Annotated in this window: 19 protein-coding genes; 13 read left to right on the top strand and 6 right to left on the bottom strand. The window is 60.3% G+C overall.

All coding sequences use genetic code 11. From position 1 onward, the window contains the following. Positions 1 to 89 precede the first annotated feature (89 nt). On the top strand, positions 90 to 980 hold the full coding sequence (locus tag GOX01_RS03580) for an S-methyl-5'-thioadenosine phosphorylase (protein WP_011253415.1): 891 nt from the start codon (positions 90 to 92) through the stop codon (positions 978 to 980). A gap of 63 nt (positions 981 to 1,043) precedes the next feature. Here GOX01_RS03580 and GOX01_RS03575 read toward each other — a convergent pair whose 3' ends face one another. Genes GOX01_RS03575 through GOX01_RS03565 form a run of 3 tightly spaced genes read right to left on the bottom strand, consistent with a single transcriptional unit; the run spans position 1,044 to position 2,789 of the window. Next, a complete protein-coding gene (locus GOX01_RS03575; RefSeq protein WP_011253416.1) occupies positions 1,044 to 1,307 on the bottom strand; it encodes a hypothetical protein in 264 nt (87 codons plus the stop codon). Position 1,308: 1 nt separating this feature from the next. Next, positions 1,309 to 2,055 carry an SDR family oxidoreductase gene (locus GOX01_RS03570; protein ID WP_011253417.1) on the bottom strand — a complete coding sequence of 249 codons (747 nt, stop codon included), beginning with the start codon at positions 2,053 to 2,055 and terminating at the stop codon, positions 1,309 to 1,311. Positions 2,056 to 2,063: 8 nt separating this feature from the next. Then, entirely contained in the window at positions 2,064 to 2,789 is a 726-nt protein-coding gene (locus tag GOX01_RS03565) for a dienelactone hydrolase family protein (RefSeq protein WP_228119193.1), read from the bottom strand. A 42-nt stretch (positions 2,790 to 2,831) separates the two neighbouring features. On the opposite strand from GOX01_RS03565, the gene GOX01_RS03560 reads away from it, so the two are divergent. The 4 genes from GOX01_RS03560 (at position 2,832) to GOX01_RS03540 (ending at position 8,316) form a co-directional block, all read left to right on the top strand. Then, positions 2,832 to 3,038, top strand: coding sequence for a DUF4169 family protein (locus GOX01_RS03560; RefSeq protein WP_024717079.1), 207 nt, complete (start codon positions 2,832 to 2,834; stop codon positions 3,036 to 3,038). Positions 3,039 to 3,168: 130 nt separating this feature from the next. Next, complete coding sequence (gene groES, locus GOX01_RS03555; RefSeq protein ID WP_024717078.1) at positions 3,169 to 3,459, top strand: co-chaperone GroES; 291 nt, start codon at positions 3,169 to 3,171, stop codon at positions 3,457 to 3,459. A 50-nt stretch (positions 3,460 to 3,509) separates the two neighbouring features. Next, complete coding sequence (gene groL, locus GOX01_RS03550) at positions 3,510 to 5,150, top strand: chaperonin GroEL (protein WP_062269451.1); 1,641 nt, start codon at positions 3,510 to 3,512, stop codon at positions 5,148 to 5,150. A gap of 244 nt (positions 5,151 to 5,394) precedes the next feature. After that, positions 5,395 to 8,316 carry a TonB-dependent receptor domain-containing protein gene (locus GOX01_RS03540; RefSeq protein WP_011253421.1) on the top strand — a complete coding sequence of 974 codons (2,922 nt, stop codon included), beginning with the start codon at positions 5,395 to 5,397 and terminating at the stop codon, positions 8,314 to 8,316. Positions 8,317 to 8,433: 117 nt separating this feature from the next. Here the strand turns inward: GOX01_RS03540 and GOX01_RS03535 are convergent, their stop codons facing one another. Further along, positions 8,434 to 11,355 (bottom strand): ATP-dependent DNA helicase, encoded by a 2,922-nt coding sequence (locus GOX01_RS03535; RefSeq protein ID WP_062269453.1) that lies wholly within the window; start codon positions 11,353 to 11,355, stop codon positions 8,434 to 8,436. Between the two features lie 210 nt (positions 11,356 to 11,565). Between GOX01_RS03535 and GOX01_RS03530 the strand changes: the two genes are divergently transcribed. The 3 genes from GOX01_RS03530 to GOX01_RS03520 are packed head-to-tail and all read left to right on the top strand — an operon-like array spanning position 11,566 to position 16,031. Further along, positions 11,566 to 13,197: a lysine--tRNA ligase gene (locus tag GOX01_RS03530; RefSeq protein ID WP_062269455.1), complete on the top strand. Its 1,632-nt coding sequence runs from the start codon at positions 11,566 to 11,568 to the stop codon at positions 13,195 to 13,197. A gap of 54 nt (positions 13,198 to 13,251) precedes the next feature. Next, positions 13,252 to 15,333 (top strand): lysylphosphatidylglycerol synthase domain-containing protein, encoded by a 2,082-nt coding sequence (locus GOX01_RS03525; protein WP_011253424.1) that lies wholly within the window; start codon positions 13,252 to 13,254, stop codon positions 15,331 to 15,333. Then, a complete protein-coding gene (locus tag GOX01_RS03520; protein ID WP_011253425.1) occupies positions 15,330 to 16,031 on the top strand; it encodes a MarC family protein in 702 nt (233 codons plus the stop codon). Before GOX01_RS03525 ends, GOX01_RS03520 begins: the two co-directional genes overlap by 4 nt. Here the strand turns inward: GOX01_RS03520 and GOX01_RS03515 are convergent, their stop codons facing one another. Beyond that, positions 16,032 to 16,637, bottom strand: a complete 606-nt coding sequence (locus tag GOX01_RS03515) for a uracil-DNA glycosylase family protein (RefSeq protein ID WP_011253426.1) — start codon at positions 16,635 to 16,637, stop codon at positions 16,032 to 16,034. Continuing rightward, complete coding sequence (gene thpR / locus GOX01_RS03510; RefSeq protein ID WP_011253427.1) at positions 16,634 to 17,197, bottom strand: RNA 2',3'-cyclic phosphodiesterase; 564 nt, start codon at positions 17,195 to 17,197, stop codon at positions 16,634 to 16,636. The genes GOX01_RS03515 and thpR overlap by 4 nt, the downstream gene beginning before the upstream one ends. Positions 17,198 to 17,348: 151 nt before the next feature. Between thpR and GOX01_RS03505 the strand changes: the two genes are divergently transcribed. The 5 genes from GOX01_RS03505 to cyoD all read left to right on the top strand — a co-directional run bounded on the left by GOX01_RS03505 (position 17,349) and on the right by cyoD (position 22,472). Then, positions 17,349 to 18,119, top strand: coding sequence for a Bax inhibitor-1/YccA family protein (locus GOX01_RS03505; protein ID WP_011253428.1), 771 nt, complete (start codon positions 17,349 to 17,351; stop codon positions 18,117 to 18,119). A gap of 447 nt (positions 18,120 to 18,566) precedes the next feature. Continuing rightward, positions 18,567 to 19,505, top strand: coding sequence for a ubiquinol oxidase subunit II (gene cyoA / locus GOX01_RS03500; protein WP_062269457.1), 939 nt, complete (start codon positions 18,567 to 18,569; stop codon positions 19,503 to 19,505). 7 nt (positions 19,506 to 19,512) lie between these two features. Then, positions 19,513 to 21,501, top strand: a complete 1,989-nt coding sequence (cyoB, locus tag GOX01_RS03495) for a cytochrome o ubiquinol oxidase subunit I (RefSeq protein WP_011253430.1) — start codon at positions 19,513 to 19,515, stop codon at positions 21,499 to 21,501. A gap of 18 nt (positions 21,502 to 21,519) precedes the next feature. Beyond that, positions 21,520 to 22,137 (top strand): cytochrome o ubiquinol oxidase subunit III, encoded by a 618-nt coding sequence (gene cyoC, locus GOX01_RS03490; RefSeq protein WP_011253431.1) that lies wholly within the window; start codon positions 21,520 to 21,522, stop codon positions 22,135 to 22,137. Continuing rightward, positions 22,137 to 22,472: a cytochrome o ubiquinol oxidase subunit IV gene (gene cyoD / locus GOX01_RS03485; protein WP_011253432.1), complete on the top strand. Its 336-nt coding sequence runs from the start codon at positions 22,137 to 22,139 to the stop codon at positions 22,470 to 22,472. The genes cyoC and cyoD overlap by 1 nt, the downstream gene beginning before the upstream one ends. Positions 22,473 to 22,510 lie beyond the last annotated feature (38 nt).

Raw genomic sequence — 22,510 nt, 5'->3', positions numbered from 1 at the left:
CGCGCTGCCTGCGGGCCGCAAGGCTTGCGTGTCGGGCCGTCTCGTGGTCCAGAACGGGCGAGCGGATCAACCAGAAATCAGGAACAGACATGTCTTCGGAACAGGAAATCCAGCCCGTCATCGGTGTGATCGGTGGCTCGGGGCTGTATGACATTGACGGACTCGAGAACAAGGAATGGCGTCGGGTGGAAACGCCCTGGGGCGAGCCTTCGGACGAACTGCTGTTCGGCACGTTTGAAGGCGTGCAGTGCGTGTTCCTGCCGCGTCACGGGAGAGGGCATCCCATTCCGCCGTCGCGTCTGAACTTCCGCGCCAATATCGATGCGCTCAAGCGGGCCGGTGTGACGGATATCCTGTCGCTTTCGGCTGTGGGCTCGCTCAAGGAAGAGCTGCCGCCGGGGCATTTCGTGCTGGTGGACCAGTTCATTGATCGCAGCTTTGCGCGTGAGAAGAGCTTCTTCGACACGGGCTGTGTGGCGCATGTCGGCATGGCGGACCCGGTTTCGGCACGTGTGCTCGATGTGGTGCAGGGCGAGGCGGCTTCGCTCGGAATTCCATTCACGCGGGGCGGGACGTATCTGGTGATGGAAGGCCCGCAGTTCTCAACGCGTGCGGAGAGCGAGTTGTACCGGTCCTGGGGCTGTTCGGTCGTGGGCATGACGAACATGCCGGAAGCCAAGCTCGCACGTGAAGCAGAGATGAACTATGCGACCGTGGCGATGGTCACGGATTTTGACTGCTGGCACTCCGACCATGACAGCGTGACGGTCGAGGCTGTCGTGAAGGTCATGAAGGGGAATGCGGATAATGCGCGTCGCCTGGTGAAGGCGGTTATTCCGGTGCTGGGGAAGAAGCGTCCGGTGGATGCGAGCGCCGAGCGGGCACTGGATCATGCGATCATTACGGCCCCTGCCGCTCGTGATCCGAAGCTGGTGGCCAAGCTCGATGCCGTTGCAGGGCGTGTTCTGAAGCAGGGCTGAGGCCCTGCGGATGCCGCGCCTGCGTGATGCGGGCGCGGCTGGAACCGTGATCGGCTGACGGGATCAGTCGAAATTGTGGTTCGGGTCTGCGTCGACATTGATGCCTGCACGGGCATCGTCGATTTCCACGCCGTCGAGTTCCGGCGGCGGCAGGTCCTTGACCGGGGTGCCCTGCGGGACACCCTTGATGGCAATCAGGTCTGTGGCCTTTTCGATATAGCCTTCAGGACCGCAGGCCGGCTTGCCGTCGGCTTCCCACAGGAGGCGCGCTTCGTGGCGGATTGCGGCGTCGCGCTTGGGGTCGTCTTTGAGCGGATTGCTGCTCATCTTAAAACTCCTGTCTGGTCGGGCGCAGGACGATCTCGTTGATGTCCACGTCGTCAGGCTGTGAAATGGCGAAGGCGATGGCACGGGCCACTGAGTCCGCCGGGATCGCCATCTTATAGAACTCTTCCACGGTTTTGCGACTGTCTGTGTCACCGCTTCCGGACTTGAGTTCGCTCTGGACCGCGCCGGGCTCGATGGAGGTGACGCGGAAGGTGTTGCCGGCTTCCTGCCGCAGGCCTTCGCTGATGGCGCGGACGGCGAATTTCGTGCCGGAATAGACCGTGCCACCCGGAGCAAAGACCTTCAGGCCAGCGACGGAGGACAGGTTGATGACGTGTCCGGATTTCTGTTTTTCGAACACCGGCAGGGCGGCGGCGACGCCGTAGAGCACGCCCTTGATGTTGATGTCGATCATCCGGTCCCATTCATCGACCATCAGCTTCCGGATGGGGGCGATGGCCATGAGGCCAGCATTGTTCACCAGAACGTCCAGACGGCCGAAATCGCGGGTGACGGCGGCGACGGTCTCTTCGACCTCGGAGCGTTTCGTGACGTCGAGTGTGTAGGCGCGGGCGGTCTGGCCCTGTGCCGTGAGTTCGGAGACGATTTCGTCCAGCCGGTCACGGCGGCGGGCGGCGATGGCTATCTTTGCGCCCTGGGCTGCGAGGTAACGGGCTGTGGCTTCGCCGAGTCCGGAGCTGCCGCCTGTGATGAGGACGACCTTTCCGGCGATGTTGTCCGTGGTCATGGTGGGGCTCACTTCTGTTCGAGATGAGACTTCAGGAAATCGACGCTGCGGGACCAGGCGAGGTCACGGGCATCGCGGTTGAAGCTCGGGCGCTCGGGGCAGCCGAAGCCGTGGCCTGCGTCGTCATAGACGTATTCCTCGACCTCGGGGCGGGCGTCGCGGATCTTCTGGATTTCGGTATGGGGGATGGAGGAATCCTCGCCGCCGAAATGCAGTTCGACCGGGCAGTGCGGCGCAGTTTCGACATGGTTGCCGATGCTGCCGCCATACCAGCTCACGGCTGCGTCCACGTCATGCGTGCGGGTGGCGGTGAGCCAGGCGAGGAGACCGCCCCAGCAGAAGCCGATGATGCCGACTTTCTTGTGGCCAGCCTCGCGCAGGGCTTTTGCGCAGGCGGCGATGTCAGCGAGGGTCTTTTCGGACGGGATCTTGCTGCGGAGTTCGAGGCCTTCGGTCACGCCGGCCTGTGTGTATTCCAGAATGACGTCGGGTTTGACGCGGTCGAAGACGGCCGGGGCGAGGACGTGGAAGCCGTCGGCCGCGAAGTCGTTGCAGACATTGCGGATATGGGTGGTGAGGCCGAAAATTTCCTGCACGACGATGACGGCGAGGGGCGACTCCGCGGAGCCGGCTTCCCAGGCCTTGAAGCTGTGGCCATCGGATGCGGTCAGGCTGATCATGCGACCGTCCGCGCTGGAAGCAGGGGTTTTGTTGTCCGAGGGGCTGTGTTTCATGTCTGTGTGTCCAGTCTTGTAATGCCCGGAAGGCCATGAGCCATGAGCGACGTCATCAATCTCCGTCGGGAACGCAAACGCCGCAAGAGCGTAGAGGATGCGAAGGTCGCCGATGCGAACCGCCTTCTGCACGGCCGGACCAAAGGGCAGAAACTGGCTGAAACGCTTGAGAAACAGCGGATGCAGGCGCTTCTGGACGGGCGCAGACTTTCTTCCGGAGCACCTTCGGACGAAAGCGAGAATCCTTGACGCAGAAGGTGGGGGCGACTATGTCTTTGGCACTCTCCATGTGAGAGTGCCAAAATGCACTGCAGTTATTGAGTGCAGCAACCCGGTCACGCTGCTTTGTACAAGGGTGTGGCCATAAATGGAGCGATCCATGACGAAGTTTCGTCCCCTTCATGACCGCGTGGTGGTCCGTCGCCTGACGGGCGAAGAGAAGACCGCCGGCGGCATCATCATTCCTGACACCGCCAAGGACAAGCCGACCGAAGGCGAAGTCGTTTCTGTCGGCCCGGGTGCCCGCAACGAGCAGGGCCAGGTTGTGGCTCTGGACGTCAAGGCTGGTGACAAGGTGCTGTTCGGCAAGTGGTCCGGCACCGAGGTCAAGATCGACGGCGAAGAGCTGCTGATCATGAAAGAGAGCGACATCATGGGTGTGATCGGCTGATCAGCCGTCCCCGTTTCCTCTCGTAAGACCCTCATTCAGGAGTAAGAATTATGGCTGCCAAGGACGTAAAGTTCGGCGCTGATGCCCGCGAGCGTATGCTGCGTGGCGTTGATATCCTCGCAAATGCCGTCAAGGTAACGCTCGGCCCGAAGGGTCGTAACGTTGTTCTCGACAAGAGCTTTGGCGCACCGCGCATCACCAAGGACGGTGTGTCGGTTGCCAAGGAAATCGAACTGGCTGACAAGTTCGAGAACATGGGCGCCCAGATGGTCCGCGAAGTCGCGTCCAAGACGAACGACATCGCAGGCGACGGCACCACGACCGCAACCGTGCTGGCCCAGGCCATCATCCGTGAGGGCGCCAAGGCTGTTGCCGCCGGCATGAACCCGATGGATCTCAAGCGCGGCATCGACAAGGCTGTCGGCGTTGTCGTTGACCAGCTGAAGAGCAACACGAAGAAGATCACGTCTCCGGAAGAGATCGCCCAGGTCGGTACGATTTCCGCCAACGGCGAGACCGAAATCGGCGAGATGATCGCTTCTGCCATGCAGAAGGTCGGTTCCGAGGGTGTCATCACGGTGGAAGAGGCCAAGGGCCTGCACACGGAACTCGACGTTGTCGAGGGTATGCAGTTCGACCGTGGCTACATCTCCCCGTACTTCGTGACGAACCCGGAGAAGATGACGGCTGATCTCGACAGCCCGTACATCCTGATCCACGAAAAGAAGCTCTCCTCGCTTCAGCCGATGCTGCCGCTTCTCGAGAGCGTTGTGCAGTCCGGTCGTCCGCTGGTGATCATTGCCGAAGACGTCGATGGTGAAGCACTGGCCACGCTGGTCGTGAACAAGCTGCGTGGCGGTCTGAAGATCGCTGCCGTCAAGGCTCCGGGCTTCGGTGACCGTCGCAAGGCCATGCTGGAAGACATCGCCATCCTGACGGGCGGCCAGGTGATTTCCGAAGACATCGGGATCAAGCTGGAATCCGTCACGCTCGAAATGCTGGGTCGCGCCAAGAAGATCCACATCGAGAAGGAAAATACCACGATCGTCGAAGGCGCTGGCAACAGCGACGACATCAAGGGCCGTTGCAACCAGATCCGTGCGCAGATCGAGGAAACGACGTCCGACTACGACCGCGAGAAGCTCCAGGAGCGTCTGGCAAAGCTGGCTGGTGGCGTGGCCGTCATCCGCGTCGGTGGCAGCACCGAGGTCGAGGTGAAGGAGCGCAAGGATCGCGTTGACGATGCCCTGCATGCAACCCGAGCTGCCGTTGAAGAAGGCATCGTTCCGGGTGGTGGCACGGCTCTGGCCCGCGCATCTTCCGCTCTGAAGGGTCTGACCTTCGACAACGACGACCAGCGCGTCGGTGGCGAGATCGTCCGCAAGGCCCTGCAGGCTCCGCTGCGCCAGATCGCGTTCAACGCCGGTGAAGACGGTGCGGTCATCGCAGGCAAGGTGCTTGAGAACGAAGGCTATGTCTTCGGCTTCGACGCCCAGAAGGGTGAGTACAAGGACCTGGTTGCGGCCGGTATCATCGATCCGACCAAGGTTGTCCGTACGGCCCTGCAGGATGCCGCTTCGGTTGGTGGTCTGCTGATCACGACGGAAGCCATGGTTGCCGAGCGTCCCGAGAAGAAGGCTCCGGCCGCTGCTCCGGGCGGCATGGGCGGCATGGGTGACATGGATTTCTGATCCGGTCGAATCTGATTTCCGGCTCGTTTCAAAGCCGGAAATTGCGTCGAAAGATTGCAAAAAAGGCCGTTCCGCGCAGGTGGAGCGGCCTTTTTTTGATATGTGCAAGGTGCATATGTGACCCTTATGCAACGCCTGTCACGCAACTATCATATAACGACCGTAACCATGGTAGCTTGGGGTGACATGACCGTAAGGATCTGCCTAAAGGACTCCACCGCCTTTAGTAGGATTTCGTTCCAATATGATCGTATCGCGTCGCAATACGTTACTTTGCGCATCAGTGCTGGGGATGGGAGCGCTTTCTAGCGTTGCTCATGCTGCAACCGAAAGCACTCACACGTCCTCACATGTGCGCCACAAGACTGTGACTCATGGTCCGGTGCGTTCTGCTGCGACGCCTGCAAAAACAACTCCGGTCTCGGCGGCTCGTCCGGTAGCAGCTCCGCAGTTTTCCGCACCTGTAGCGGTCAACAAGTCTCGCGCAGTTCGTTCCATAGATTCCGGAACGCAGGAAAGCATCGTTGTCACGGGTTCCGCACTGGGAACGTCTAACAACACCAATGCGAACCCTGTTCAGATTGTTACCGCGAAGCAGATCCAGCAGACCGGAGCAACTACGCTTTCTGACTTTTTCCAGCGTCTGCCGTCGGTAGGGTCAAGCAGCCAGCAGAACACTGACACCAACGGTGGTGGTGGTGTGAACTGCACGGATATCCGTAACCTTGGCACGAACCGCGTTCTTGTGCTGGTCGACGGAAAGCGTGCTGCGCTGAACAGTGGCAGCTCCTGCTTTGACATGAACGCCGTTCCCATCCAGCAGGTGGCAAGCGTTGAAATCCTGAAGGATGGTGGCTCTGAGCTGTATGGCGCAGATGCTGTTTCAGGTGTCATTAACATTAAGCTGCGTCACGATCTGGATACCGGCAACATTACTATTCGCGGTGGCATTACCGGACATGGTGATGCCCCGCAGGGTATCCTCTCTGCGTTCAAGGGTTTCAATTTCGATCACGGCAAGGGCAACGTTAGTCTGTTCGGCCAGTACATGACGCAGGGTGGGGTGCGCCAGGGCAACCGCTCCTGGTCACGGAATAATATCCAGATTGGAGATTATGCTAACCCGGCCCAGAACATTTTCGGGTCAAGCTACTCGCCATATGGCTCGTTCTTTGGGGCTGAAAATTCCTATCGGAGCGATCTGAACGGTAATCTGGTTCCAGGAACGAAGCGCTATAATTTCGCGCAAGACACGTCCCTGACAAACCAGCTTCAGGATGCAAGCCTGAATGGTGACGCGCATTACGACGTCAACGAACATCTCTCGATCTATTCGAATGTAATGTATTCACATTCGAACTCCATGACCAACATGGCGGCCGAGTCTGTGCAGGGTGGATTGTCTGCGACCGGGCCTTACCCGACGGGCATCACTATCCCGGCGAACTATCCGGGGAACACGACAGGCGAGGATCTGCAGATGATTCGCCGCTATAATGAGTGGGGTCCTCGTGAGACGCAGACGGCCAGTGACACGCTAACGGCCAAGGTTGGCGCGCAGGGCGTGATCTACAAAGGCTGGAAATACGACATTTCGTATACGTATGGTTCAAATATGTATACCTACCAGCAGAGCAACATGGGCAGCTACCCGGCCCTGCTGAATAGCTATGGTCTGGAGCCGACAAACTTCGGCGACCCGGATTCTAGCATGGCATATAATCCCGGTCTGTGCGCGTCGACGCCAAATTGTGTGGCGGGAAGCCCGTTTTCAACACTTTCCCCTGCTGCTGCACAGTACTCCAATCTCAACACCATATCGCATGGTCATTACCAGCTTCGTGACCTGAACCTGCGTATCCATAATGATCATGTCGTCAAAATGCCGTGGGCTAATGGTGGCGATATCGGTATCGCATTGGGTATGGAGCATCGTGGAGAGCAACTGACCTACACGCCGGACCCGGCAATCCAGGCAGGGACGGCGCTGACGAACCCGCAAGGCGTGACGTCAGGCGGTTTCAACGTGACGGAAGGTTACCTCGAAGGAAAGGCCCAGCTTCTCAAGAATGCCTTCCTCGCCAAAGATCTGACCATCGACGCGCAGGGTCGCTATTCGTCCTACAACACGTTCGGAAGCGTCAAGAACTGGAAAGCTTCTATCGACTGGGCTCCGACGCGTGACGTCCGTTTCCGCGGTACAATTGGAACATCGTTCCGTCAGCCAAATGTTAATGAGCTTTATGGTGCGCAGTCCCTGAGCTACGAAACTGCACTTGATCCTTGCGCTGGGGCATCCAATCCGGTTGTTGTCGCAAGCTGCATGAAAGCGGGAGTTGCAAACCCCGCCACGTTCGCCCAGCAGGGTGCTGGTCAGGTAGCGACGATTATGGGCGGAAACACCAAACTGCGCCCCGAAGCAGGTCGGACCTATACATTCGGTGCAGTTGTAACGCCGCGCTGGATCCCGGGCCTGTCTACCTCGGTGACGTTCTGGCACTATAATGTCAGTTCGACAGTTGGTTCGCTTTCAACGAATTATATTCTGAATAATTGCTACGACGGCTCTAATACGGCGCTCTGCGACTTGGTAACTCGTTCAGCTAACGGACAGGTTTCTCAGGTCATGGCCATAAACCAAAACCTTGGCACCATGAATACAAGTGGTATTGACTGGGATTTTGACTATCGTATCCGTCTGACAAGCATGGATTCCATTACGATCAGCAACAATTTGCAGAACCTGGTCAATTTTTCTCAGCAGCAGACTCCAGGCGGACAGTATTATCACTACACAAACGCCATCTATTACCCGAATGGCACGTCCAATCCGCGCTGGCGTGATTATGCTACTGCGACGTGGCAGCACGGCCGGTTCTCGTTTACCTATATGGCAAACTACACCGGCGGCCTGCATTATAATGACGGCTCGTCGTTCATGCAGCTGTCTGATGGATATGGCCGCGTAAAGGCGCCTGCAATGGTACAGCAGGATATTGCCCTCGGTTACCGCTACAATTCTTGGAACTTCACGGGGGGTATCAACAACATTACGGACAAGGCTCCGCCGTTCTTCCCGGATGGTGCAACGAATACTGATGCGTCGACTTATTCGTCGTTCGTTGTTGGGCGTAACTTCTGGTTGCAGATCAGCAAAGACTTCTAAGTCCCGCTTTCTGACGCAATGAAAAAAGAGCCCGCAGCACCTTAGGGAGTTGCGGGCTCTTTTTGTATTTACAATGCGGCGTCCATTGATGTGCCAGACGCGAAAAGCAAAGTTTCTTCAGACCTCAGGGAGTTTCTGGGACAGGGAGCTCAGAAACTCCTCAATATCCTTCAATGTCTCAGCGAGGCTGAGGCGCCGGACCTCGACCCCGTCGGGAAAAGCCGAGAGCAGGCGTGAGGGCATGCGGCGGTCCAGCATGACGAAAACGCCTCTGTCGTCTCCTCGGCGGATAAGACGCCCGAAAGCCTGTCTGAGGCGCATTCTGGTGATGCGATCGTCGTAATCGCCGGGGCGGCCTTCGGAGAGCAGGCGGCGGCGTTCGCGGTGCAGGATGTCGGGGCGGGGCCAGGGCGTTTTTTCAAACACGACCATGCGCAGGGCTTCGCCGGGGACGTCCACGCCATCGCGCATGGCGTCCGTGCCCAGCAGGCAGCTATGGGTTTCGGTACGGAAAACGTCCACCAGGGTTGCGTTGTCCATGGCATCGACATGCTGTGCGTAGAGCGGGAAGCCCTGTGTTTCCAGTGGTTCGTGGATGCGGCGGTGGACTTCTCGCAGGCGGCGGATAGCCGTGAACAGGCCGAGCGCGCCGCCGCCTGCGGTTTCGAACAGGGCACGGAAGGCGTGGGCGAGGGACGGGATTTCGCCCGAGACGTCCGTGATGACATAGGCGCGCGTCTGCGTGGCGTAGTCGAACGGGCTCATGACCGAAGCGCGGATTGGCGGCTTGAGGAAATGCGTGGCGCCCAGACGCAGTTCGGCCGCGTGCCAGCTGGCCTCGTTCTGGGCATCTCCGTGGCCGGTCTGGTCGCGCAGGGTGGCGGACGTCATGAGCAGGCCGTGGGCCGGTGTCTGGATCGTTGAGACGAAGGGAATGGTCGGGTCCAGCCAGTGCCGGTACAGGCCGATGTCGTGGTCGCCCTGTGTCGCGCGGGTGCGGGGCAGTCGTTCGGTGCGGATGAAGTCCACGAAGGTGGGGGTGACGTCCGGTTCGGGGGGCGTCTGAAGCGCGTCCAGCATGCCGATCCAACCGGACAGGCGGCTGATGGCGCGGCGGTGCAGGGTGCGGATCATGGCCTCAATGCGCTGGCGGGTCGGGGCGTCCATTTCCGCATCATCCTCGACCTGTGCGGCGAGGCGGTCGGCCAGCATTCTGATGGGATCGCGCAGGCGGGTCAGGGCACGGCTGAGAGTTTCGGCGGCGCTGGCGACGTCTTCATTGACGGGATGCAGGTCACATTCCGCCGAAATATAGCCGTCGCGGCTGTCCTTGGTCTGCCGAGCGCGGAGCTGGTGGTCCAGGGCGCGCAGGAAGGCCTCGGACGGGTTTTCCGGCGCGGGTTCTTCGGGGATCAGCAAGGATGTTTCGCCAGGCAGCGGGGGAAGGTCCGGGTCCTGTTCGGGCTCGGCCTGCGGGCGCAGACGCGTGCTCCAGCCGGGGGCGGGCAGGGCGCGGGCGGCCTGAAGTGCAGCCTGAAGCGGCGTGTCGATCATCGGCAGGCGTTCGACCAGATCGTCCAGCCGGCGTTGCAGGCCCCGGGCGCGGGATCGGCTGCCTTCGGCGCCGAGCAGCCAGCGGCGGAGTTCGGCTGCTTCGAGGCCGGACAGGGCTGTGGCGAAGGCGCTGTCTGCGGCGTCGGGGATGTGATGGCCTTCGTCGAAAACGTAGCGCGTGGGGGTGGTGTCTTCGTCGGGCAGGCCGGGTGGGGCGAGGGCGGCCCAGGCGGCCTGCGAGAGGACGAGGGCGTGATTGGCGACGACCAGATCGGCCTGACGGGCACGGCGGATGCCGTGTTCGACGAAGCAGGTCTGGTAATGCGGGCAGGCGGCGTGGATGCACTCGCCGCGCCGGTCGGCGACGCCGAACAATGTGCCGTGGCCGAAGAGTTCGCCGAACCAGCCCGGGAGGTCACCGCCCATGAGATCGCCGTCGCGGCTGGCTTCGGCCCAGCGGGCGAGCAGGGCCATCGGGAGCAGGGCAGCGTAACCGTCAGGGCCGCGGGAGGTGGCGACGTTGAGCAGGTCTTCCATGTTCAGCAGGCACAGATAGTTCTCGCGGCCTTTGCGGACGACGACCTTCTCCCGCAGGGTCGTTTCGTCCGGGTAGAGGCGGCGGAGTTCCTGCTCGATCTGGCGCTGGAGGTGGCGGGTGTAGGTGCTGACCCAGACGGCGCCGTCATTCTGTTCGGCCCAGAGGCTGGCGGGGGCGATGTAGCCGAGTGTCTTGCCTGTGCCGGTTCCGGCTTCGGCGAGGACGACATTGGGGGAGCCGATGCTTTCGCGTGGCTCGAAAGCGGCCGTGGCGACGGAGGCGAAATCGGCCTGACCGGGGCGGATTTCGGCGTTTTCTCCGAGGATATCGCGCAGGCGCTGGCGGGCGGCGTTCGGGGAGACGGGTTGGCTTCCGGGGGCGGGACGTGGGGCAGTTTCTTCCCAGCGGGGCAGGCGTTTCCAGATACGGATGGCTTCGTAGGGATGGGCGCCCGTGGTGTCTCGTGGGGTGCCGAGAACGTCCGTGACTTCGCCGCTCCAGGCCCAGCCGGCGCGGGTCAGGGGAACCATCAGGGCGCGCAGGCGGGTGCCTTCGGGTGTTTCGGCCTTGTGGCGCAGTTCGTCGAGCAGGGTTTCGCACAGGACGGGCAGGAGGTCCGCGCCGATGGTTTCGGGCGGTTCGATGCCGAGGGCGAGGGCCAGTCCGCGTGGGGTGGGGGCGACGGTCGTGGCGGGGCGGACCAACAGGAAGAGGTCCAGCAGGTCGAACCATGGGACAGGCTGGGACAGCGGAGAGAGATCCAGCGCGCGCAGGGCGGCGGGACCGTGCACCAGAAGCGGCGGGGGGAGTTGGGTGAGGCGCTCGCGGGTTTCCTCTGCCGTCAGGTCCAGCAGTTCGCCATCCGGGGTGAGAAGCGAGGACAGGCCGCGACGGGCGACGAGGGCCGGAGCGTCGAATGGCGAGAGAAAGGTGGGGGCGCGGGGCATTGTCGCCAGTGTAGCGGGTAGGGGAAAATCCGGCGAGGATGTTTTGCGGGTTTTGCGAACGGAACGTGAAAGCTGGCTGTCTGCAAGGGCTTGGGAAGTGCGGAAAAGTCCCTGAAATATTTCGTAACCACATGGATGTGTCTGGTTGAAACCGCAATGTGTCGTATTGCTTGACCGGGGAGAGGTGTCTCCCTACCTTTTCCGGTAATCATGCAGAAAACCAAGACACCTATCGCCCCGTCCCTCTCTCCTGACGCGCCGCTTCCGAAAGCATGGCCGTTCGAAGAGGCACGAAAAATCACCGCGCGCATGGACGCGCGCGCATCTGATGCTTCGGAGCAGGCTCCGGCCCTTCTGGAAACAGGCTATGGTCCGTCGGGTCTGCCGCATATCGGCACGTTCGGCGAAGTGGCGCGGACGACCTGGGTGCGTCAGGCCTATGAGGCGCTGACGGGCCGTCCGACGCGTCTGCTTGCGTTCTCCGATGACATGGATGCGCTGCGCAAGGTGCCGACCAATGTGCCGGAGCAGGAGATGCTCGCGAAGCATCTGGGGCTGCCGCTGACGCGGGTGCCTGATCCGTTTGGCGAATATGACAGCTTTGCCGCGCATAATAATGCGCGCCTTCGCCAGTTCCTCGACAGTTTCGGTTTCGACTACGAATTCGCCTCCGCCACGCAGTATTACACCAACGGCACGTTCGATGCGGCTCTGCGCCGTATGCTTGAAGTCCATGACGAAGTCGTGGCGACCATTATTCCGACGCTTGGTCCGGAGCGCCGGGCGACCTATTCGCCGGTTCTGCCGATCCATCCCGAGACCGGGCAGGTCATGCAGGTGCCGATCATCAAGGTCGATCCGGATGCTGGGACGGTGGTCTGGAAGGACGAGGCCGGCAAGACGTTCGAGACGTCTGTTCTGGGCGGTCATGCCAAGATGCAGTGGAAGGCCGACTGGGCCATGCGCTGGTATGCACTGGGCGTGGATTATGAAATGTCCGGCAAGGATCTGATCGACAGTGTGAAGCTGTCCTCGAAGATCTGCCGTATTCTGGGCAAGGAGCCGCCTGCGGGTCTGACCTATGAGCTGTTCCTCGATGCGCAGGGGCAGAAGATCAGCAAATCCAAGGGCAATGGCCTGTCGGTTGAGGAATGGCTGCGTTACGGCACGCCGGAGAGCCTGGCGCAGTACATGTTCCAGCAGCCGACGCGGGCGAAGCGTCTGTTCTTTGACGTGATTCCGCGTGCGACGGATGATTACCTGACACTCGTGCAGAAGGCCGAGACGCAGGAAGGGCCGGAGCTGATGGCCAATCCGGTGTGGTTCATTCATGGCGGAACGATCCGTCCGGAAGACACCAGCCCGGTGTCTTATACGGCGCTGCTGAACCTTGCGAACGTGGCCAATGCCGACAAGCCGGAGACGCTGTGGAAGTTCCTGCGGCGCTATGATCCGACGCTGTCGCCCGAGACGCATCCGTATGTGGACCGGCTCGTGCACTGTGCGCTGACCTATTTCAAGGAGCAGGTGTACCCCAACAAGACCTATCGTGCGCCGACGGAGACCGAGCGCAAGGGGCTTGAGGATCTGGCGGACGAACTGGCGAAGCTCGCGCCGGATACGGCACCGGGCGATGTGCAGGATGTCGTGTTCGAGGTTGGCAAGCGCTATTTCGCCAAGCCGGAACTGCGGTCCTGGTTCGGGAGCCTGTATGAAGTGCTGCTCGGACAGACCGAAGGGCCGCGTTTCGGGATTTTCGCTTCCCTGTTTGGACTGCCGGAGACGGTCGGCCTGATCCGGGATGCCCTCGCGCGGCCTGTCGAAGAGCCTGTGCAGGACTGAGCCGTGGGCATGCCCGGGGATAACAGGCCGCAGGATGTTCAGGTGTCTTCCGTGATGGAAGAGCAGAGCCTGTCTGTGGATGTAGGGGCGGCTGACGGGGCATGTGCGGAGACCGGGCAGCGGAAGCGGCGGTGGCAGGTGTTCATGTCCCGTGCGCCTGCTCTCGTGGGGCTGGTCCTGCTGGTGGCGGCGGTCGTCGTCATCTGGCGGGAACTGCGGCATCTGTCGCTGCATGACATCACCACGAGCCTGAGCGCCATTCCGGATTCCGCACTGCTGGCGGGTGGTGCGGCGACGGTCCTGTCGTATTTCATCCTGTCTTTCTATGACCGGCTGGCCTGTCTGCATGTCCGGGCGAAGGTGTCCTACCAGCGCTCGGCGTTTGCGGCGTTCTGCTCCTACGTGTTGTCCCATAATCTGGGATGTGCGGCGATTTCCGGGGCGGCGGTACGTTTTCGGCTCTATCGGAGCTGGGGCGTGGCGCCGGGGGCGATTGCGCAGATTATTGCGTTCTGCTCGGCGACCTATCTGCTGGGGACGATGGCGCTGATTGGCGGCATCCTGATCCTTGAGCCGCATGCCGTGCCGGTTCTGTCCCATCTGCCGGAGTTTATGCTCCGTCTGGCGGGGCTGGCGCTGTGGGGTGTGCTGTTGGCCTATGTGCTGGTGGCGCGTGTGCGGCGGCATGTGCGGATCTGGAAATACGAGATCGAGCTTCCGGGGCCGGGTATTGCGATTGCGCAGATCGCGGTCAGTGCGGCGGATATGGCGGCGACGGCGCTGATTGCATATTGCGTGCTGCCTCCGCTTCCGCCCGAGGCGCATTTCGGGTTCGGGACGTTCCTTGCGATCTATCTGGCGTCCTATACGGCCGGGCTCATGGCCAGTGTGCCGGGTGGCCTGGGCGTTTTTGACGGGGCCATGCTGCTGGCGTTGCAGGCTTATCTGCCGGCGTCGCAGATCATGGGCGCCATCCTTGTTTTCAGACTTTTCTATTACATCATTCCGCTGCTTCTCGCCGGGTTGATGTTCGCGGGGCATGAACTGTTCCTGCGCGGCGAGCAGGCTCTGGTTTCGGCGGGACAGACGCCGCGACGGGTGCGGCCCAGTCAGGTCATCCGTGAGTCGGAAGCGGATTTTTCCGTGGCCGTGGCGACGAGTGTTCAGGCCGTCGTGGGCATTCTGCTTGTGCTTTACGCTCTTGTGGCGGATCTGCCGCCGCTTCAGACCTCCCTTGGGGCGGCTGTGTCACAGATCGCGGATCTGCTGCTGACGGTGGCAGGTGTCGGGTTGGTGGCGCTGTCCTGGGGGCTGTCGCAGCGTGTGGCGCTGGCTTGGAAGTTTTCCCTCGGGATGCTGGGTTCGGCGGCTCTGCTGCTGATGCTGCGTCATGCGCCGTGGGAAGGGCCGGTGGTCATCATCCTCGTGATGCTGCTGCTGCTGCCGTTCCGGAACTGCTATTATCGCCGGGCGCATCTTCTGGCCGCACCGCTGACACCGTCGATGCTGGCGCCGCTCTCGCTCTGGGGGCTTGGGCTTATGGGGGTGGGCTGGGTTGCCGTGCAACGGCATCTCGGGCCGATCTGGTGGCGGTCGATGATCTATGACGCCCATACGGCCGTCGGGCGCTGGTTTCTGGGATTTTCGGCACTGTGCGGGTTCTATGTCCTGTGGCGCGGGATGCGGAGGACGCGGATCCGGTTCGAGGCCTGGACTGCCGAGAATGCCCATCGCTATCACAGTCTGGCCCATGCACTGCCGCAGTTGGGTGCGCGTCGTCCGACCGGGCTGTTGCTGGATGAGGCCGGGCGTGCGGCCATTCCGTTCCTGCGGACGGGGCAGTTCATTATCGGGCTGGGCGATCCGGCCGGGTCTGAACGGAACTGCGTTGCGGCGATCTGGCGCTTGCGGGATCTGGCGTTGCAGGAAGGGTGCAAGCTCGCCTTCATACAGGTTGGCCAGTCGCTGATGGCCGTCTATAACGATCTGGGACTGACGGTCTGTCCGGACAGGACGGCTGGGACGGTGTGCTGTTTTTCCGAGGATTATCGGATGCTGCGGGCTTTTCTGAAGGGTGAGGAACGGCTGGCACGCAAGCGCCAGCCACAGGCTGCGTCAGGTCTGACCGGTTCATGAGCCTGGCACCCGGGCTGGGGAATACGCTCAGCAGCTGGTTGATTGCCTTTCCGGCGCTCTTCTCGATCATCAATCCGCTTGGAGCGTCACTGATCTTCGCTCAGGCGACGGAAGGGCGCGATCGCCGCGAGGTTGTCGAACTGGCGCGTCAGGTTGCGCTGAATTCGCTGGGCATCATGCTGGTGTCCATCTGGTTCGGGAGCTGGATCCTCGGGTTCTTTGGAATTTCGATCAATGCGCTGCGGATTACGGGGGGACTGGTTGTGGCGTCGCGTGCCTGGCTGATGCTGTTGCAGCCCGAGACGTCCGAGGCGCGTAAGGAAAAGCAGGCGCTGCAGGGTGGCCGGACGGTGACGACGCCGGACCTGCGGGAGACGGCGTTCTTTCCGCTGGCCATGCCGTTTACGGTGGGGCCGGGCAGCATTTCCGTAGCCATCGCGCTCAGTTCATCCACGCCGCCGAACATGCCGACCGCGGACTATTATGTCGGCGTATCGGCTGCCGCGACGACCATGGCGATCGTGGTGGCGGTTGTTTACGCCTATGCGGAGCGGGTTGTTGCGATGCTGGGTGTGACGGGAACGCGGATTGTCAGCCGGCTTGCGGCGCTGATCCTGCTGGCGATCGGGGTGCAGATCCTGGCGTCGGGCGTGGAAGGGTTCCTTGTCGAGGCGTTGAAGCAGGCCAAGGCCGCCTGATCAGCGCTCTGCCAGTATCGTGTGAACGCGCTCGCGCAGGGCGGGAATGACCTCTTCCTGAAACCATGGCGCTTTTCTTTCCCACACGCCCGTACGCCATGAGGGGTGGGGCAGGGGAAAGTAGTCGGGCAGATAGTCCCGGAAATTCCGGACGCGTTCCGTGACTGAGCCGCGTCCCAGAACATGGTTCTGGGAATAGCTTCCGACGAGCAGCGTCAGGCGGATATCCGGCATGAGGGAAAGGACGCGACGGCGCCAGAGAGGGGCGCATTCCGGGCGGGGCGGGTTGTCACCGCCTTTGGGCAGGCGTCCGGGATAACACAGGCCCATCGGGAAAATGGCGATCTGGCGCGTGTCGTAAAATATGTCTTCTGAAATGCCGAGCCAGTCGCGCAGGCGGTTTCCGGAGGGATCGTAGAAGGATTTTCCGGCGATATGGGCCTTTGTGCCAGGGGCCTGGCTGGCGATCAGGATCCTTGATGTGGCGGAAGCGTGGATCAGAGGTCGGGCGCCGAGCGGGAGATGGGCCTCGCAGACACGGCAGGCCCGGACTTCCGTGAGGAGCGCCTCGAGGCGCTCCTCGGGTGACGGAACGGACAGGGTCATTCTTCCTCGGGGATCAGCGGCATTTCCGGCTGCCAGGCATATTCTTCGCGGGGAACATAGACGTGTTCGCCTAGGCTCCGCATGCTCTCGAAGACTGTAACGTGCTCTACGGACATGGGTTTGCTGCGGAAGAGATTGTGCCGCTGGACCCATTTGATGGCGTCAGCCCGCTGGTTCGGGAAAAAATGCCCCAGGGTGATGGCGGGTTGGAAGCGGCGCTTTGCTGGTGGGCAACCGGCGCGGCGAAGAGCGCTTTCGACCTGTGACTGCAGCGCATCCAACTGGCGGGTACGCTCGACCCCGATCAGGAGACTGTCCGCCGTGAGACCTTCACGGATGTCGGCCTGAGCAAGGGAAAGTTCGAAAGGCTGCCAGGCGAGGCGGGAGAGGGCGAGGTCGATTTCCTCCAGCCGGTGCCGGTCCGTGATCTCTCCGATAAAGCGGAGGGTGATGTGATGGTTTTCGGCCGGAACCCATTGCACGCCGGGCATGGAACCGCGCATCAGCGCAAGCGTTTCCCGGACATCGGCAGGAAGGTCGAGTGCGACAAAAAGTCTCAAGAGGCGCGTTTCCCATGAAAAAGAAGTAAGGGGCGGCGGAGTATTCTTGACCCTTCCGGCAAAAACCCCACATTCAGTCCGAGTGTACGGACGGCCCTCCCGGGTTCGTCAAGCGCCCTTTTCAGAAGGGCATCTCATTGGAAAAGGTGTCATGGCTTTCAATACCAACTTCAGCAGAACCGGTGTGCAGGCCGGAGCCGGCAGTCTCGATGCCGGGCTTCGTGCTTATATGTGCCGGGTCTTCAACTGGATGGCGCTTGGTCTGGTGATCACGGGACTGGTCGCCTATGGCGTGGCGCAGACATCCCTGCGCGCTCTCTTCTTCCATCTGGCAGAGATGCCGAACGGTGCCATCGTCCTGCGTCCGACCCTGCTGGGTGGGATCAGCATCTTTGCGCCGCTTGTGTTCGTGATGGTCCTGTCCTTCGGGGTCAACCGTCTGTCCCGGCCGGCCGTGCAGGGGATTTTCCTGCTGTTCAGTGCGGCGATGGGGGCGAGCATGGCCAGCCTTCTGCTGAGCTATACCGGCGTTTCCGTGGCCCGCACCTTCTTCGTGACGGCCATTACATTCGCCGGAATGTCGCTGTGGGGATACACGACCGGCGCCAATCTCGCTCGACTCGGTTCCTTCCTGTTCATGGGGCTGATCGGGATCATTCTGGCGTCCGTGGTGAACATTTTCCTCCACAGTTCGCCGCTTGCCATGCTGGTTTCCATAATAGGTGTGGGGCTTTTCACCCTACTGGCAGCGTATGACACGCAGCGCATCAAGATCACGTACCAGCAGTACATGGCTTATGCTGGTCCAGAAGAGGTTGCGAAGCTGAGTGTCTATGATGCGCTGACGATGTATCTCAATTTCGTGAACCTGTTTCAGTTCCTGATCCAGTTCATGGGGGTTCGCTCAGATAACAAGGACTGAGATTACTATCTGCGCGATATTGGAGATCCTGAAAGGGGCGGCAGTTGATGCCGCCCCTTTCTGCTTTTTGGACCAAAAAAGTCTTGAATTATTTCCGCGAATTCTAAACGAGTTTACATTAAAAATCGGTAATGTCCAGGCTTAATGAAAGTCGTAATTAGATCAAATGTGGCGAAAAACAGCCATTTCACTCTGACGTCCATTTTGGGGGAGTGCTCACGAAATCCGTGATAAGCCTTGTCTTTGAGGCGATTCAGGCGGAAAAAACCTGAGGAACCGGGACAGCCGTGTCCCATGCTGAATGAATTTCAGGGTCGGATCTTTGATCCGGTTCCTGACGTCAGGATACGAACGAGAAAGGTAGCAGACTATGGCAGCGTTCGGCGGCACTGATGCGGACCTTATCGTGTCAAACCGTTTCCCGGCGACTACTGCAAGCCGGAACGGATGATGAAAGCAGGACCGATGAAAAAACTCTGGCGATATCTCCCAGCGTTGCCGGCGCTGATGCTATCGGGTTGTACGGTTGATCTGCTTCAGCCGCGCGGCCCGGTCGCAGAAATGAACCGCGATGTCATGGTGGCGGAATTCGTCATCATGATGCTGGTCGTGGTTCCCACCTGCGCCGCGACGCTTTATTTTGCGTGGAAGTATCGTGCTTCCAACAAAGAGGTCGAATACCTCCCGACCTGGGATCATTCGACCGCAATCGAATATGTCATCTGGGGCGTTCCCGCCATCCTGATCGCCCTTCTGGGTGCCATCAGCTGGTGGAGCACGCATGCTTATGACCCGTACCGCCCGCTTCAGACGGCTGACAACGTCAAGCCCCTGAATGTCCAGGTGGTCTCTCTCGACTGGAAGTGGATGTTCATCTATCCGGACCTGGGGATCGCAACGATCAACCAGCTGGATGTTCCGACGAACACGCCGCTGAACTTCCAGATCACGTCTGATTCCGTCATGACGTCGTTCTTCATTCCCCGTCTGGGTTCGATGATCTACGCCATGCCGGGTGAACAGACCCAGCTGCATCTGCTTGCAAGTGAATCCGGGGATTACCTGGGTGAGGCTTCACAGTTCAGCGGCCGTGGTTTCTCGGATATGAAGTTCCGTACCCTCGCCATGGATCCGGCTCAGTTCAACGACTGGGTTGAGAAGGTGAAGAGCGGAAGCGAAAATCTCGACGACACCACATACCCGAAATATGCTGCACCGCAGGAAGCTGCACCGGTACAGTATTTCGCGCATGTCCAGCCGGATCTCTTCGACGGCATCGTTGCCAAGTACAACAACGGCATGATGGTGGACAAGAAGACGGGCAAGGTCATGCACATGCAGTCTGCTTCCAACGCTGCACCGTCCGACACTGGCATGAAGGAATAACCGACAGATGCTCGGAAAACTCTCCTTATCAGCCATACCATTGGATGTGCCGATTCTTGTCGGTACGTTCATTGGTGTTGCTGTCATCGGTCTCGCCGTACTGGGTGCTGTCACCTATTATGGCAAATGGGGCTATCTCTGGCGTGACTGGCTGACGACTGTCGACCACAAGCGTCTTGCCGTAATGTACATCATCCTGGCGATCGTCATGCTGTTCCGCGGTTTTGCGGACGCCATCATGATGCGTACCCAGCTCGCGCTGGCTTACAAGGGTAATCCCGGTTACCTGCCGCCTCATCACTACGACCAGATCTTCTCCGCTCACGGCACCATCATGATCTTCTTCATGGCGATGGCGTTCATGACGGGCCTGATGAACCTGGTTGTTCCCCTTCAGATCGGTGCCCGCGACGTTGCGTTCCCGTTCCTGAACTCGCTCAGCTTCTATATGACGCTGGTCGGTGCCCTGCTGATCAACATCTCGCTGTTCATCGGTGAGTTCGCTCAGTGCGGCTGGCTGGTTTACCCGCCTCTGTCCGAAATGCAGTTCAGCCCGGGTGTCGGCGTTGACTACTATATCTGGGCCGTTCAGATCTCCGGTGTCGGTACGCTGCTGACGGGCGTGAACTTCTTCACGACCATCGTCAAGATGCGTGCGCCTGGCATGGGCTGGATGCAGATGCCGGTCTTCACCTGGACCGCGTTCTGCACGACCGTTCTGATCATGGTGTCCTTCCCGGTTCTGACGGTGACGCTGGCTCTGCTCAGCCTTGACCGTTACCTCGGCATGCACTTCTTCACGAACGATGCCGGCGGCAACGTCATGCTTTACCTCAGCATGATCTGGACCTGGGGCCATCCGGAAGTTTACATCCTCGTCATCCCGGCGTTCGGTGTTTTCTCCGAGGTCACTGCAACGTTCTCCCAGAAGCCGCTCTTCGGCTACAAGACGATGGTGTACGCCACGTGCTCCATCATGGTGCTCTCCTTCGTCGTGTGGGTGCATCACTTCTTCACCATGGGTGCCGGTGCCAACGTCAATACCTTCTTCGGTATCATGACGATGATCATCGCCGTTCCGACGGGTGTGAAGATCTTCAACTGGCTGTTCACGATGTATAAGGGCCGCGTGGAATTCACGGCTCCGATGCACTGGACGCTCGGCTTCATGATCACCTTCTCCATCGGCGGTATGACCGGTGTCATGCTGGCCATGCCGGCCGCTGACTGGATCCTGCATAACTCCCTGTTCCTGATTGCCCACTTCCACAACGTCATCATCGGCGGTGTGTACTTCGGCTACATCGCAGGCATGGGTTTCTGGTTCCCGAAGGCTTTCGGCTTCAAGCTGAACGAAGCCTGGGGCAAGCGCGCTTTCTGGTGCTGGTTCGTCGGTTTCTACCTGGCCTTCATTCCGCTTTATGTCCTCGGCCTCGAAGGCATGACGCGTCGTATGAACCACTATGACAACCCCGACTGGTATCCGTGGATGCTCGTTGCTGAAGTTGGTGCAATCGTTATCGCTCTCGGTATCGTCTGCCAGCTCACGCAGCTCTACGTTTCCATCCGTGACCGTAACCTGCCCGAGAACCTTGATCTGACGGGTGATCCGTGGAACGGCCGTACGCTGGAGTGGTCCATTTCCTCTCCGCCGCCGGCTTATAACTTCGCGGTCATTCCTGACATTCATGGTCTCGACACGTTCCACACCGAGAAGCAGCTGGGTCTGAAGGCTCACGGCAAGCCGCTGGCTCCGATCCACATGCCGAAGAACACATCTGCTGGTGTCTTCATCGGTCTGTTCAGCTTCATCCTCGGTTTCGCTTCGATCTGGTACATCTGGTGGCTCGCTGCCATCGGCCTGATCGGTATCGTTGCAACCATGATCCTGCGCAGCGCCAACCGCGACGTCGACTACTATGTCCCGGTGAGCGAAATCGAGCACAACGAGGAAGTCTATTCTCGTCGTATCGCTGCTGCGCAGGCAGCAGAGTAAGAGGGGCGCATAAGACTTATGGCTCACGAAGCAACAATGTCGCCTCTGGCACACGCTGACGACCACCACGGGGAACACCACGAGTCCCCCAACGTGTTCGGCTTCTGGCTCTACCTGATGACGGACTGCGTCCTGTTCGGGTCGATCTTCGCTGCCTTCGCGGTCCTCCGGAACCAGTTTGCCGGTGGCCCGTCGGGCAAGGAACTGTTCGACCTGACGAACGTGGGGATCGAGACGGCTATCCTGCTGTTCTCGTCCATCACGTACGGCTTCGCCTCGCTGAACGCGCTGGCGAAGAACAAGAAGATGGTCCTGCTCTGGCTGGCCGTTACGTTCGTGCTGGGCGTTTCCTTCGTCGGTCTGGAGCTGAACGAGTTCAGCTCCATGATCGCAGAAGGCAATGGTCCTGACCGCTCCGCATTCCTCTCCGCGTTCTTCACGCTGGTTGGAACGCACGGTCTGCACGTCACCTGCGGCCTGATCTGGATGGTCGTTCTGATGGTGCAGATGATGGGTCCGCAGGATCTGTCCGAGCGTATGATGAACAAGCTGGCTTGCCTCAGCCTGTTCTGGCACTTTCTTGACATCGTCTGGATCTGTGTCTTCTCGTTCGTCTATCTCGCAGGTGTGATGTAATGACCCAGGCTCCTACCACCACGATGACGGGTGACAGCCACGGCTCTTATCCGTCCTATCTGATCGGCTTCGTTCTGGCCGTGATCCTGACGGTGGCATCCTTTGCCGCTGTCATGACCCACGCCCTCTCCCCGGGGATGACGATGGCAGCACTGACGGTTCTCGCCGTCGTGCAGATCGTCGTCCACCTGGTGTTCTTCCTCCACATGAACACCAGCACCGAGCAGAGCTGGAACCTGATGTGCTTCATCTTTGCTGCGGCATCGGTGATCGTCATCATCGGCGGTACGATCTTCATCATGCACGACACGGCCATCAACATGATGTCCCGCTAAGGTTTCTTTCGAAACCTGAGGGAAGGGCTGGCGGGAGA

This window comes from Gluconobacter oxydans, assembly GCF_006539685.1.
GTDB lineage: Bacteria > Pseudomonadota > Alphaproteobacteria > Acetobacterales > Acetobacteraceae > Gluconobacter > Gluconobacter oxydans.
The sequence above is the reverse complement of the archived record's forward strand: the minus strand, read 5'-3'. Positions and strand labels throughout refer to the sequence as shown.

Bases quoted from the DNA above. Each gene is read 5' to 3' on its own strand.
- GOX01_RS03580 (WP_011253415.1), top strand. From the start codon at position 90: ATGTCTTCGGAACAGGAAATCCAGCCCGTCATCGGTGTGATCGGTGGC.
- GOX01_RS03575 (WP_011253416.1), bottom strand. From the start codon at position 1,307: ATGAGCAGCAATCCGCTCAAAGACGACCCCAAGCGCGACGCCGCAATC.
- GOX01_RS03570 (WP_011253417.1), bottom strand. From the start codon at position 2,055: ATGACCACGGACAACATCGCCGGAAAGGTCGTCCTCATCACAGGCGGC.
- GOX01_RS03565 (WP_228119193.1), bottom strand. From the start codon at position 2,789: ATGAAACACAGCCCCTCGGACAACAAAACCCCTGCTTCCAGCGCGGAC.
- GOX01_RS03560 (WP_024717079.1), top strand. From the start codon at position 2,832: ATGAGCGACGTCATCAATCTCCGTCGGGAACGCAAACGCCGCAAGAGC.
- groES (WP_024717078.1), top strand. From the start codon at position 3,169: ATGACGAAGTTTCGTCCCCTTCATGACCGCGTGGTGGTCCGTCGCCTG.
- groL (WP_062269451.1), top strand. From the start codon at position 3,510: ATGGCTGCCAAGGACGTAAAGTTCGGCGCTGATGCCCGCGAGCGTATG.
- GOX01_RS03540 (WP_011253421.1), top strand. From the start codon at position 5,395: ATGATCGTATCGCGTCGCAATACGTTACTTTGCGCATCAGTGCTGGGG.
- GOX01_RS03535 (WP_062269453.1), bottom strand. From the start codon at position 11,355: ATGCCCCGCGCCCCCACCTTTCTCTCGCCATTCGACGCTCCGGCCCTC.
- GOX01_RS03530 (WP_062269455.1), top strand. From the start codon at position 11,566: ATGCAGAAAACCAAGACACCTATCGCCCCGTCCCTCTCTCCTGACGCG.
- GOX01_RS03525 (WP_011253424.1), top strand. From the start codon at position 13,252: ATGGAAGAGCAGAGCCTGTCTGTGGATGTAGGGGCGGCTGACGGGGCA.
- GOX01_RS03520 (WP_011253425.1), top strand. From the start codon at position 15,330: ATGAGCCTGGCACCCGGGCTGGGGAATACGCTCAGCAGCTGGTTGATT.
- GOX01_RS03515 (WP_011253426.1), bottom strand. From the start codon at position 16,637: ATGACCCTGTCCGTTCCGTCACCCGAGGAGCGCCTCGAGGCGCTCCTC.
- GOX01_RS03505 (WP_011253428.1), top strand. From the start codon at position 17,349: ATGGCTTTCAATACCAACTTCAGCAGAACCGGTGTGCAGGCCGGAGCC.
- cyoA (WP_062269457.1), top strand. From the start codon at position 18,567: ATGATGAAAGCAGGACCGATGAAAAAACTCTGGCGATATCTCCCAGCG.
- cyoB (WP_011253430.1), top strand. From the start codon at position 19,513: ATGCTCGGAAAACTCTCCTTATCAGCCATACCATTGGATGTGCCGATT.
- cyoC (WP_011253431.1), top strand. From the start codon at position 21,520: ATGGCTCACGAAGCAACAATGTCGCCTCTGGCACACGCTGACGACCAC.
- cyoD (WP_011253432.1), top strand. From the start codon at position 22,137: ATGACCCAGGCTCCTACCACCACGATGACGGGTGACAGCCACGGCTCT.